Annotated in this window: 12 protein-coding genes; 2 read left to right on the top strand and 10 right to left on the bottom strand. The window is 38.7% G+C overall.

The genetic code is table 11. The features are described from left to right. From ACXJIN_RS01280 to ACXJIN_RS01240, 9 genes are all read right to left on the bottom strand, one after another. Positions 1-2,442, bottom strand: a 2,442-nt coding sequence (locus ACXJIN_RS01280; RefSeq protein WP_456398869.1) for a UvrD-helicase domain-containing protein, incomplete at its 3' end; no start/stop codon positions are given. Positions 2,443-2,805: 363 nt separating this feature from the next. Continuing rightward, entirely contained in the window at positions 2,806-3,078 is a 273-nt protein-coding gene (locus ACXJIN_RS01275; RefSeq protein WP_456398855.1) for an HU family DNA-binding protein, read from the bottom strand. Positions 3,079-3,391: 313 nt separating this feature from the next. Then, positions 3,392-4,333 (bottom strand): tagatose 1,6-diphosphate aldolase, encoded by a 942-nt coding sequence (locus ACXJIN_RS01270; protein WP_456398853.1) that lies wholly within the window; start codon positions 4,331-4,333, stop codon positions 3,392-3,394. After that, positions 4,330-5,289: a BadF/BadG/BcrA/BcrD ATPase family protein gene (locus ACXJIN_RS01265; protein WP_456398851.1), complete on the bottom strand. Its 960-nt coding sequence runs from the start codon at positions 5,287-5,289 to the stop codon at positions 4,330-4,332. Before ACXJIN_RS01265 ends, ACXJIN_RS01270 begins: the two co-directional genes overlap by 4 nt. Beyond that, a complete protein-coding gene (locus ACXJIN_RS01260) occupies positions 5,290-6,303 on the bottom strand; it encodes an SIS domain-containing protein (protein WP_456398849.1) in 1,014 nt (337 codons plus the stop codon). It lies immediately after the preceding gene. Positions 6,304-6,316: 13 nt separating this feature from the next. Continuing rightward, a complete protein-coding gene (locus tag ACXJIN_RS01255) occupies positions 6,317-7,159 on the bottom strand; it encodes a carbohydrate ABC transporter permease (RefSeq protein ID WP_456398847.1) in 843 nt (280 codons plus the stop codon). Next, complete coding sequence (locus ACXJIN_RS01250; RefSeq protein WP_456398845.1) at positions 7,156-8,061, bottom strand: carbohydrate ABC transporter permease; 906 nt, start codon at positions 8,059-8,061, stop codon at positions 7,156-7,158. The genes ACXJIN_RS01255 and ACXJIN_RS01250 overlap by 4 nt, the downstream gene beginning before the upstream one ends. A gap of 70 nt (positions 8,062-8,131) precedes the next feature. Continuing rightward, positions 8,132-9,352, bottom strand: coding sequence for an ABC transporter substrate-binding protein (locus tag ACXJIN_RS01245; protein WP_456398844.1), 1,221 nt, complete (start codon positions 9,350-9,352; stop codon positions 8,132-8,134). Between the two features lie 236 nt (positions 9,353-9,588). Further along, entirely contained in the window at positions 9,589-10,350 is a 762-nt protein-coding gene (locus tag ACXJIN_RS01240) for a DeoR/GlpR family DNA-binding transcription regulator (protein ID WP_456398842.1), read from the bottom strand. Positions 10,351-10,538: 188 nt separating this feature from the next. On the opposite strand from ACXJIN_RS01240, the gene ACXJIN_RS01235 reads away from it, so the two are divergent. Together ACXJIN_RS01235 and ACXJIN_RS01230 are read left to right on the top strand one after the other, a co-directional pair. Further along, positions 10,539-11,069: a hypothetical protein gene (locus ACXJIN_RS01235; RefSeq protein ID WP_456398840.1), complete on the top strand. Its 531-nt coding sequence runs from the start codon at positions 10,539-10,541 to the stop codon at positions 11,067-11,069. Further along, positions 11,070-11,552 (top strand): 4Fe-4S dicluster domain-containing protein, encoded by a 483-nt coding sequence (locus ACXJIN_RS01230; RefSeq protein WP_456398838.1) that lies wholly within the window; start codon positions 11,070-11,072, stop codon positions 11,550-11,552. It begins immediately after the preceding gene. Positions 11,553-11,893: 341 nt separating this feature from the next. Here ACXJIN_RS01230 and ACXJIN_RS01225 read toward each other — a convergent pair. After that, positions 11,894-12,409: hypothetical protein (locus ACXJIN_RS01225; RefSeq protein ID WP_456398836.1), on the bottom strand; the 516-nt coding region annotated here is incomplete at its 5' end.

Below are 12,409 nucleotides of genomic sequence, written 5' to 3'. Positions count from 1 at the left end.
TTCTTGAACGCTCTTTTTTTCTTCTCTGGGAACTTTAATTTTTTCCGCGTATACGAGATCGTAAAACTCACTTTTAACGTTCAGGTTTTTGGAAAAAGATTCTCTCTCTGAAAAAATATTCCCTTCTGAGTCTGAAATGAAGAGCGGAATGAAAAGTTCACGCGCGCGTGTGACGGCCACGTAAAGAAGACGCCTTTCTTCGGTGTAATTCATGAAGGCGTTTATGTGAAAATCTTTCATTATGTCTTCCAGCTTGCCATGCAAATTCTCTTCTATAAGCTTTTCCATCATGAAATATCGTGTGCCTTTTCTTGGCAAGGAAAACTGGATCTCATCATCATGACCGTTGTGCTTGTATTCTTTAAATGTTTCTCCCAGTAGGACTATTTTGAATTCCAGGCCTTTCGATTTGTGTATAGTCATAAGTTTGACGCTATCTGATTGATCGTCTTCCAGTGCAGCCTCTTCTTCATTTTTCTCTTTTATCTTTGAAATGAGTCTGATAAGCTCGGAAAAGGAGTTTGCCATTTGATCGAATTCGCCCATGCCGTTCAACATCTTTTTCAAGTTGTAAAGGGCAGTTCTCCTGTCTTCCCATTTACTCAGCTTGGCAACGTAGTCTAAATCTTTTACAAGCCCTTTTACTATTTCTGTTGGCCTTATGAAATACTTCAAATCAGCGTACTTTTTCAGAATTTCATGAGCCGTTGCAATTTCTTCTGGCAGATCACTCAAGATGCTCTCACAAGCCTTGAAAAGGGAAACTTTTTCACCATCTTTGCTCATTTCTTTTCTCTTGTGAACGATCTTATCGAACGTTTCCAAATCCCCATTTGTCAACGGAGAAAAGAAAAAGAGCGAAAATAGATAATCGTTGTTGGGATTTTGAACTGCTTTCAAGGCGGAGATAACTCCTTCTATTTCTGGCCTGGAATAGAAGGAATGACCTCCAACTACGTAAAGAGGTATTCCTTCCCTTTTGAAGACATCTTTGTAGATGTTTTCAGCGGGTTTCAAAGAACGCCTAAGGATCGTTATGTCTTTGTAAGAGATATCCTCATTTCCCATTACCAGGGATTTTATAACCTTCGCGGCGGTTTCAGCTTCGGCGCGGATCTTCGAGCTGGTGCTTTTTTCTCCAACGGCGTAAACGTATTTCACACATTTTTTGTCGTCCCCACAAAGAGATGGGATATCGTCGTTTCCCTTTCTCGCCGCGTCTGAAATGTCTTCTTTTCTAAAAAAAGCATCTTCGTATATGTTTTTGAATTCTTCTTTTATCGTCTCTATTTCTGGAAAGGTTACATTCTGAGGGTTGAATATGGTTTCTCTTACGAGTTCGTTGAAGTACTTCACGAGGTTTTCGTTGGAACGATGGTTGGTTTGCAATGAGAGCACCTTGTAATTTTCTCCATTTTCTTCCCTTGCCCTGAACTCTTCGTATGTCGTGGTGAAGACCGTGACGTCTGATCCCCTAAACCTATAAATCGATTGCTTTCTGTCTCCCACGTAGAATATGTAATTTGAATCGTTATGAAGCATGTCAAAAAGCTCTTTTTGGAGGTAGTTCGTATCTTGATATTCATCCACGAGTATATACTTAAAGCGTTGAGAATATTTTTGACCAATTTCTTCGATTTTCAAAGTTTGAATCGTCTTTTCAAGTACGCCTTTGTAATCAAATTCCGAAACGTCAGATGTCATGGATTCATAAACTTCGCTTGCTATCAAAACCAAAGTTTTAAAAGCGCTTAACGCATCGTAAATAACGTGATCGCCAAGTAGGGCATATTTCAACACGCTGGATCTTTTCATCTCGGTTCGCCAGTTCACAAGGATATCCTTCATCATATCTTGGAGTTTATCCAGCCTGTATTCTGAAAAAAGTATTTTCAACGCTTCTCTGTCGCTTTTGAGATCTTCAACAAGATTTTCTATTATCTTCTTTCTGCCGCTTGTTTTAAGCACGTTTGGCAAATCGGGATTTTTTCCTTCGTACGCTTCAAAAAACAACCTGAAAGCCGTATAAACGCTTCTTTCTATTATCTTGTCTCTCTTGAGATCGTTTATGATTGTCAAATTCGGATCGACGTTGACAGAGAAATTCTCTTCCCTCAAAATTCCCTGGCAGAAGCTGTCTATGGTTGAAACAAGAGCGCGTGGCATTTTGGCTTTGACCTTTTTCCAATACGCTTTTTCGCTTTTGTTTTTCGAATTCTTTTCCATTTTCACCACTTCATCTGATATCCTTTGCTTCATCTCAGCAGCGGCTTTAACGGTGAAAGTTGTCACCAATATTTTTTCAACGACATTTGGATCTTTTTCCCTTTCCAATATGCCAAGGTAATAATTGGTCATCGTGTATGTTTTGCCTGTTCCGGCTGAAGCGGAAATGAAGTAATTACAATTCGGATGTTTTCTCACGTAGTCGGCAACGTTCATGATCTTCTACCGCCTTTCAACAAAGCGTTCCTATCATGAACGATTATACATCTTCAGTGTCTTTTCACATGATCAGCGTGTTAAATTACATCGAGTGAGATTGAAGTTAAATGAAGATTCCAATGAGGAGAATGGTCGAAAGCACCACCCCAAAAATCGAGAGGACAAGATAAACGTACAAACTTTTCCTTCCCTCAATCATTTTGGAGTTTTTCTCTTCAAAATGCTTTAACAAATATGCACTCCAAAAAGCAAGCACAGCTGATGAAAGGAGCGTTACCAAGTAAATTATAATCAGCGCCATCTTATCATTTCCTCTTCACTAAAAATAACTCAGAAAAGCGCGCCCCGGGCGCGCTTTAGTTACTGAACCTTATCTTTTAAAGCTTTTCCTGGGCGGAATTTTGGAACTTTTCTGGCGGCGATCTTTATCTTCTTACCAGTTTGGGGATTTCTTCCCTCTCTCGCCGCTCTCTTGGAAACCTCGAACGTTCCAAAACCAACAAGTTGAACTTTTTCTCCCTTTTCAAGAGCTTCGGTGATGGCTTCAGTGATTCCTTCGAGGATTTCCTTGACCTCTTTTTTGTGGTATCCCGTTTCTTCAGAAACTTGATCCACCAATTCTTTCTTGTTCATGCAATTTCCCCCTTTCCTCAGTGAGGTGAGTACAAAATGGTTATAAATTATTTCCTTATTGCTTTTCACCACTTCTTTCAAGAATATACACCAAAATTGAATTCATTCAAAACACCATGGTTACGGTAAAACAAGAAAATTTCAAAGAAAAACGTAGAAAACGTGAGATTTTTTCAATTAAACATACTAAATCAACTTTAATTGACAAAAATAGCTGTTTTTCGCTTATTTTAGTGTTTGACTTTTTGATCAACTAAAAAATACCCCGAAAATACGGGGCTTTTCACAAAAATAGATTGCATTTGGATACAAATTATTCGTTTAACTCCAAGTTTTCCATTCCCCCAAAGTAAGGTACTTTAAAAAATGGAATGGCTTCGGATGCGTTGCTCTTTAAAATCTCTATGTTGTAAGCACCTGTAGTCATGAGATGCAAATCCATAAGCTCTGGCTTTTCAATGTAAGTTGGGGCACCTTTCCATATAACCCTCCCGGCCAAAAAACCAGATGCTCCTATCTGACAATTCCATCTCACTATCTCTTTGAATTTCTCTACATCCATGCCACCGCTCAGTATAACCCAGGGTTTTCCATTTGAAAATTCAAAGACGTCCTCCATCTTTAAATTGAAATCCGACTTTGTTGCTATCGGTTCCACTTTAAAAAGGTCCACTTTGTACTTTTCAGCGCTGAACACTTTCATCGCTTTCAATATCGCCTCTGCCTTTTGATTTTCGTCCACATCATAAGTGATTATCTCCAATATGTAAAGAATGTCTTCGTCGTAACAAATTTGTCCGAGTTCTTCAACAATTTTCATTTGATGTTCTTTGGCACGTTGGGAGGATTCATCCGACCAATAAATTAGCAACTTAACGGCGTCCATTCCATTTTTCTTTGCAAACATTCCAACATCTTTTCGATATACTTCACTTAGCCTATCGGAACTTTTCCTTTCATCAGTAACGTACCCACTCTTTTCCGCAGACAAAATGATGCCTGTATTGTGAAAGACATATTTCAAATTCTCCGGATAGCCATATTCACCATCTACCAAAACAGCGCTAACTTTGTCTGAAAGAGTTTTTAGAATAGATCTTTTCACTTTGATCAAATCCCCATCTTCGAAATTTCCCTTTTGCGAGCTTATCATTTTCTTCAACGAATTTCGTTGATCAAGCGCCAACATTTGAAATTGTCCAAAGCCATTAGTTATTCTCATGAATCCTCTAAACTTTCCAACACCTATTTTCATTCTACCCTTCCTCCTAATCCTCGATACAATTCCTTCATTTCATCTTTGTTCAAAATTCGTTTTGCCGCCATTATGGCCGCACCCACATGTGGTGAAAATTCCTTTTCACTTACTCTTATCCATTCAACACCGCCTAACTTTTTTTCGAATTCTTTTTTCATATAATCACAGTTGAATACCCCGCCAACTAAGGAAAGAGGTATTGATTTCTCCACTTTCATGATGTTTTTAAGTGCCTTAACGCTCTTCAACAGCTCTTTAATGGCTTCATCCAGTATTTCTCTTGCCGGATAAATGTTTGACTTTTCCGCTTCACAAACAACTTTGGAAAAGCTTGCTATGTACCTTCGGACATTTGGGCCTTTGCAATTTAACAATATCTTTTTCAAATCAGATATTTCGGCGAATTCTTTTACTTTCTTAAGAAAAGTTGTTTGTTCTGAACGCCCGTCATACTCTTCAAAAGCCCTCCTCAAAGCAAGCTGACCTATGAAATACCCACTTCCTAAATCACCAACGTTTTCACCCCATCCATCTACTCTAAAAATTTTTTCGTTTTCATCTTTAGCCATAACCATAGCTCCAGTTCCAGCTAGAAGTATTGCGCCTTGTTTGAAGGGAAAAGCTCCTTCCAAAGCCACTCTCACATCATTAACTACGATGAAATTGGGTATGTTTAGTTTTTTTATCAGTGGTATTATTTCTTCTTCTATTCCTTCAACATCTCCAACAGCAGGCATTCCAAAACATGCAAAAGAAATGGATTTAACATTTAAATCTGCCTTTCTTAAAGCTTCGTGAACTGATGAAAAGAGATGATTTTTGAACTCCTCTTTAGATTCATTAAGTACATCCACAGAACCAGAAATGCCATGTCCCACTTCTTTTCCATCTTCACTTAGAATTGTTGCTAGCGTTTTGCTTCCACCACCATCAACGCCCAAAAAGTATTTCATTCAGAGTTTCACCACTTTTGTGAGGTTTTTTGGATTGTCTGGATTCAACCCTCTCTCAGCAGCTTTTTTCACGCCAATTATCTGAGCCGGTATAACTCTTAAAAACCAATCACCAAAATCATTCTTATTGTAATCAACTATGATGTTATCAACATCTTTCATCTTACTCTTAGAAATATTTAAAACTCTCGCACCGAGTGTTTTCATTTCATTTGCAAGTTTTTCTTCTTCTTCTTTAAGAACTTCATTTGATAGAATGCAAATGAAAGTGTGATCGGTAACCTTTGACTTTGGCCCATGACGGTATTCCAACCCTTGGTAAGCTTCCACTTCCGATAAGGAAGTCTCTGTAACTTTCGTAACTCCTTCAAGGGAAGTGGCAAAATATTCATCATATCCTAAAAAGACGAAATGGTCAAATTTCGCAAAATTTACATTATCAAAAAAGGACTGAGAATCGTTCAAGACATTTTTTGAAAGCTCCGGAATGATATTCAAATAGTCATCTAAAGACTCAGGCGCGAATAGATTTCTGATCATAGCAGAAACAAAAAAAGCCATGGAGGTGAATGATTGAGTCATCACCACAGATCTTTCGTTTATAAAACTCAAAACAATTGATATATCACTTGTTCTTGTTATTGAACTGTTTGCTTCACACGTTACTCCAATGGTCTTTATCCCTTCATCTTTTGCTTTTTTCATCGCCAATACGGTCTCTGTAGATTCTCCAGATCTTGACAAACCAATTAGCAAGCTGTCATTTCTTAATTTTGTAAGTCCAAAAGCAATTTCGGAACCACTGAAAAAATTGGATGGAGTTTTGCTAAAACGTTTGAGCTGGTAAGACAAGCCCATCGCAAGGTTATACGAAGTTCCACATCCAACGAAGTTCACCTGCGAGAATTTCTCGCTCCTTAAGAGTTTTACCGCGTTACTGGAAAGCTTTGAATAATTCTGAGCTACCGCCTTTAATTTTTCAGGTTGCTCGTCTATCTCATTAAGCGTTAACATAGAAGTCCTCCTTTCATTTAATGCTACCCGAAGTCAATCCCTGCACTATATACTTTTCTACAAGCAAGAAAAGCACAACTGGAATGAGTGTGGATATCAAAATGGCAGCCATCAAAGGCCCCCAGCTTACAGAACTCCTGCTGAAAAATTGGTAAAGTCCTTGAGTAACCGGCATCATCTTATCATTTGATATCAAAACCAGGGCAAGTGTGAACTGCTGGCTCCATCCCGTTATGAAAGCGTATATGAAAATCGCCACCAGCGCCGGCTTCATAAGTGGAATTACTATTCTTGGAAGAATTGAATAAGGGGTACACCCATCCATTAAAGCCGCTTCTTCTATTTCCACGGGAATAGTTTGCATATAAGAAACGCTTAACCATGTGGAAAGAGGTATTGTAAAAACGGAACCTGCCAAAATCATTGACCAATACGTGTTAATAAGTCCAAAGGCCTTCATTATCACGTAGAGGGGAACCAAAAGCATTATCGGTGCGAACATGTTTGCATATATGACAAAAAACATCATTGGGCTTTTCAATCTGTATTTGAAACGCGCCAAACTGTATCCAGCAGGTATGGCTATTATCAAGGAAAAAAGGCTAACCCCTATTCCATATATAAAACTGTTCAAAAGGTATATTGGCAAGCGTTGAACAAGTTGAAAAGCGCTGACAAAATTAGAAAACGTTATATTCGTTGGAATCAGAGGCGCTGGGGAAATCCATCCTGCATTTGGAGAAGTAAGTGCTGTTATCACGGCTTGGTAAATTGGTATTAGCATGAAGCTTGCGAAGAGTATCGCGAGTATTTGATAAGATATACCTTTAACTTTTCTTGTTGTGCTCCTCTTCATGATTCTGCCCCTTTCAACGTTTTAATGTAAATCAATGACACAGAAGTTACAAGAAGCACTTGGAAAATAGTCATGGCCGAAGCTTTTCCCACGCCTCCAAAGGTCAAGTACCTGAACGACGTGTTGTAAATGGCTATTGGAAGAGTGGTGGTAGCGGTGACAGGTCCTCCACGGGTCAATATCCATATTGGTGCAAACGAATTGAAAGTCCAAACAAGGGAAAGTAAGCTAACTGTTAAAAGCACCGGCTTTATCATGGGTAGGGTTATTTTTGCGAATTTCGTGAAATCCCCCGCACCGTCGATGGTGGCTGCTTCGTAAAGATGTTTGGGAATAGTTTGAAGCCCAGATAAAAGCATTATGACCATAAAAGGTAATCCTATCCATGCATCGACAATGAAAGTCGAGATAAAAGCGGTTGTTGGATAACCCAAAAAAGCAATTGGTTCGTTTATGATATGAAGATGTAAGAAAATCGAATTGATAAGTCCGAACTGTCCGTTCAAAGTCCAATACCAGATCATGGCAGACATGGCCCAAGGAATCGACCATGGAATTATCAACAACGTGCGATAAACTTTTTTTCCTTTCAGAAACTCGCTGTTTAAAAGCAAAGCTCCTCCAAGGCCAAGAAAAATCTTCAATCCTACAGATCCTCCTACCCACAGAATGGTTCTTAAAAGCGCTCCGATAAAATATGAGAAAAATGGATTGTACAGTTTAAATGTAAAAAGCCACGAATAGTTGGCTCCTCCTACCCAAATTTTATGAGAAGGATTCAGAAAACTGAATTTGTAAAACGAATCTCCAACCACTTTCCCAAGAGGATAAATTAAGAAGAGTCCAAACGCTATCAGCAAAGGTAAAAGAAAAATGTAAGGAGTGCTTCTTTTAGCTTTCAAATTTACACCTTCTTTCTTTATATAAAGAGCGGGGAATTTTTCCCCACTCTTTTAAAATTCGTTTTAAGACTTACTTCTGAAGTATCTCTATAGTTTGAGCAGCCTTCTTAAGAGCTTCCTGAGGAGTTGTTTGATTGAGCAGTACGCTTTGAATGGCATTCAGCACTGCATTTGCCGTACTTACCCAGTCTTTTATACCAGCCGCTTGCGGGTGACCGTATTTAAGAGCTTGAATGTATGGTTTCCAATACCATTTCTGGAATTCTGGTTCCTCAGCTTCTTTTATCATAGGAGGTACAAAACCTTGTAACGTATCCCATCTAGTTTGTTCTTTTAAAGTGGACATGTAATTCATGAATTCCCATGCCAACTCTTTATTTTTTGTCTGTGAAGACATTGCAATGCAGTCAACAACGACAACGGTTGAATAAGGTGCATTCGAATCTGGGCCACCGGGAATTGGAAAGAATCCAACATCTATACCGGCTTTCATGGCTTTTAGCGCGTTGTGAACGTGATCTATGTACATTCCACCCTTCCCTGCTTCGAAGAGCTTTATTAGATCTTCTCTTGTCCAGTTTGTGATTCCGGGTTGAGCGTATTTTGAAAGTTCTTTGTAGAACTCTAAAGCTTTGATCGCTTGAGGGGAATCTATTTCTACTTTTCCAGTTTTTGGATCTACTATTGCTCCACCATTGGCACAAAGGTATTGTTCAAACTGGGTAACCGTGGAAACGAACTTTTTTCCAGCCATTAAAATGCCGTATACGCCTTTTTTGGGATTGTAAATTTTCTTAGCATCGGCTAAAAGCTCATCCCAATTCGTTGGGACTTTGGTTATTCCGTTTTCTTTGAAAAGTTTTTTGTTGTAAATGAAAACTTTAGTCGACATTGCCCTGGGAATACCCCAGTAGTGGCCGTCGTATATCAAGCTGCTCCATACAGAAGGGTAGTACATGTGTTCTTTCTGAACGGTTATATAGTTTTCTAAAGGTGTGAGAGCTCCCATGCTTGCAAGCGCTGGAATCCACCTTGAAGCTATGTACATCACGTCTGGTGCGTTGTTTGCTCCAAAAGATGTAACAATTTTATTCCACAAGTTTGCCCATCCAACGAACTCCATGTTTATCTTCACACCCGGATGAGTTTGTTCAAAACCTTTCGCTAAAACCTCCTGGCTTTCGATGGTGTATCCTCCGCCAATTGGCATTAGAACGGTTAAAGTTTGAGTAGCCAAACCCGCCACCGCCAGGATACCCACAAGCATTACGATTAGCCAAACTTTCTTCATTCTTACCCCTCCTTATTAACAAATTATTTTCCGGAAAGCCGGAATAATTTCATATTATTTGCTCATAAACAATCATAAAAATATATTATTTTTGGTCATACTTGATTATAAATGCTCGACGTAGAAAGATACAATCCCAATAAAAGAATATATTGAACGATTAACCTCTGTTAAATGGGATTAGAAATCGTTAGCTCTCGAAAGCTCAAAATATTTAAAAAATTCTCCGTTTTTCTTTAAACGATTTTCAAATTCGTATACTTTGAAAGCTCTTTTTCGAATTCTTGTGGAAGACGATCCGTGATAATAGTATCTATTTCAGAAAAATCTATCAATCGCGCAGGTTTTACAACACCGAATTTTGTATGATCGGCGATTACATATGTTTTTCGACTGTGTGCGTGTACTTCCTTTGCAACTTCAGCTTCCTGTATATTTGAAAATGATACTCCTCCTTTTATTGATATTCCATTAACGCCAACAAAAAACTTGTCTATGTTGAACTTTCGAATGGTGTTCAAAGTTATCTCTCCTACACATTCGTAGGTTCCCTTTCGAGGAATTCCACCCGTAACTATTACTTGGAAATCTTTCACACTTTCCAATATAAGAGTTGTAATATTTATCGAGTTTGTAAGAATGGTTAAGCCTTCAAGCGGAGAATTCAATATTTCGGTGGCCAATGTGTAACAGGTGGTTCCCCCGCTTAACGCTATGAAATCGTAATCTTCTATGAAATTTAAGGCTTTCTTTGCAATGAGCTTTTTTTCTTCTTGCATGCGGTTGTAATTAAATATAAAACCACTTTCCGCATGTGGAGAGTTCACCATTGCGCCGTTATGAAGCCTTATAATGAGGTTTTTCTTTGCCAAATATTCCAAATCTCTTCTAATAGTGCTCCCTGAAGCGTTGAATTTTTTTGAAAGTTCACTGGTTGTAGCGCTAATATTTCTTTTTATGTATTCAAATATTTTTAGTCTTCGATCGTTTGTAAGCATTTCATAATTACCTCCAATCACAATTGTTCAAATATAATCTTAAATTATGAGCGATTTGATTATATACAATTGAAAAAATTTTTTCAAGTTTAATACTCAAATCGCACAAGAGCCGGATATTTAGATTTTGTTATTTTTGAAATAGATGGCATAATACTGATAGCATCCACTCAGGAAGTGATTGAATTTTGAAAAGGTACGATGAAAGAGACACAATGTTCGCCAGGATGTCTTACGAAAAAGGCAAGCTGAATTACGAAGATTACTATCGAAGAAATCCTGATAAAAAAGCGTTGGATGATAAATTAAGAAACAGTCCTGAGATATGTTCTGAAGAAACGCCCACATACGATCCAATTGATGCCAATTTAGTCATATCGAACTTCAAATTCCTTTCAGACATAAGGCCATTTGCCGAAGGAGAGGCTTCGAACAAAAAACTCAAGGTGGACGCCGACTCAATAACAAAAAAGCTGAAAGAAATAGCTTTGAATGCCGGCGCAAACCTGGTAGGGGTTGCAAAAGCAAAGCCATACCATTACTACAGTTACAGAGGAAGGCCACTTGAACATTACGGTGAAAAAGTTACAGGCATCTTGCCATATGCTGTGGTTTTTGGTGTGAAAATGAAAAGAGAAAATATAGATCAAGCTCCGTTGTTGCCAGAAGTCATGGAAAGCGCTGATACGTACGTTAAGGCCGCCATAATTGGCATGTAATTGGCCTATTTCATTCGACAGTTAGGATACAACGCGCGAAACCATATGGATGGCAATTATCTTGTCGTTCTTCCAACTCTTGCAAGAGATGCCGGCCTTGGAGAAATTGGTAGAAACGGGCTTCTCATATCCAAAAAATACGGTCCAGCTGTAAGGCTGGGAGCTGTTACCACGGATATGCCTTTAAAGCCAGATGAAGGGCTCAACCTTGATGTTGCCAGTTTTTGTGAGATCTGCAATATGTGCTCGTCTAAATGTCCCATGCAGGCTATTCCGAAGGGAAAACGCGAAATTATAGAAGGACAGTTACGCTGGAAGATAGACCAGGAAAAATGTTATTCCTTTTGGCGGAAAATTGGCACGGATTGCGGACTATGCATAAAAAATTGTCCTTTTGGCCAGGGAATTGATATTATGGATTTAAAAAAATACAGTCCCAACGAACTGATGGAAAAATTTAAAAGATCAAATAAGGTTGTTTAATGCTCGATGATAGTTGTATGCCACTATCACCATTCAAATTATGCAAATCGAATTGAGCTCATGCTGTATGCGAAGGCTTAAAAAATCAATTGTAAAAAAAGGGAAGATGACCCATCTGGGAGCTTTCCGTGTCTGATATGTCTGGCAGTATCTTTTCGTGAAGCGCTATGTCTTCTTTTTCCACTTCTATCGCTTTTGTGTATGCCTCTTCGAGAGTTTCAGGTGCTTAACTTTTCCTTAGAAAAAGCTTAAAAAATTGCGTAAATGTGGGAACAACATGGGTATGCTTATGGAGCAATGTTTCATGAGCATTTGTAAGATATCTGTTTTTTTTAAGTTCTTCAAACCAACGAAGAAAATCCCGTTGTTTTTTCGGCTCTCACGATGGATTTTTTGAAAAGCCATCTTCCAAGGAAAATGGTACCAATTGCGAATACCGTCAACACCAATACGTCCATCGTAACGTGCCGTTCGGAAAGTGCTGCTCCGTTTATGCTTATTCTTCTTATTGCATCAAAAGCGTAGGATTGCGGAAGAATGTAAGAAAGCCGTCTCATTCCCTTTGGGAAGAGGGAAATTGGGTAGTACAGCCCTGAAAAGAGCTGGGTTAAAACGCCAAGTGTCCATGTGAAAGGTTCTCTTCCTTGTTTTACTTCAAGGAAGAAGAAGTTAGATGCGCCTATCATGCCGGCGCCAAATGAAAAGGGGGTAAGGAGTATATAAACCAACATTAAATTCAAATAAGAGCTTGGGAAAATCATATCCACTTTGACTAGTAGGACGAACGTGAAAAAAAAGAGAAGCGTTGTGGAGGTTTTTAACACGAAATTCCAGAGCATCTCACCGTATACGTAAGT

The sequence above is a fragment of the Mesoaciditoga sp. genome (assembly GCF_054006115.1).
The sequence above is the reverse complement of the archived record's forward strand: the minus strand, read 5'-3'. Positions and strand labels throughout refer to the sequence as shown.

Bases quoted from the DNA above. Each gene is read 5' to 3' on its own strand.
- ACXJIN_RS01240 (WP_456398842.1), bottom strand. From the start codon at position 10,350: ATGCTTACAAACGATCGAAGACTAAAAATATTTGAATACATAAAAAGA.
- ACXJIN_RS01260 (WP_456398849.1), bottom strand. From the start codon at position 6,303: ATGTTAACGCTTAATGAGATAGACGAGCAACCTGAAAAATTAAAGGCG.
- ACXJIN_RS01245 (WP_456398844.1), bottom strand. From the start codon at position 9,352: ATGAAGAAAGTTTGGCTAATCGTAATGCTTGTGGGTATCCTGGCGGTG.
- ACXJIN_RS01275 (WP_456398855.1), bottom strand. From the start codon at position 3,078: ATGAACAAGAAAGAATTGGTGGATCAAGTTTCTGAAGAAACGGGATAC.
- ACXJIN_RS01255 (WP_456398847.1), bottom strand. From the start codon at position 7,159: ATGAAGAGGAGCACAACAAGAAAAGTTAAAGGTATATCTTATCAAATA.
- ACXJIN_RS01270 (WP_456398853.1), bottom strand. From the start codon at position 4,333: ATGAAAATAGGTGTTGGAAAGTTTAGAGGATTCATGAGAATAACTAAT.
- ACXJIN_RS01265 (WP_456398851.1), bottom strand. From the start codon at position 5,289: ATGAAATACTTTTTGGGCGTTGATGGTGGTGGAAGCAAAACGCTAGCA.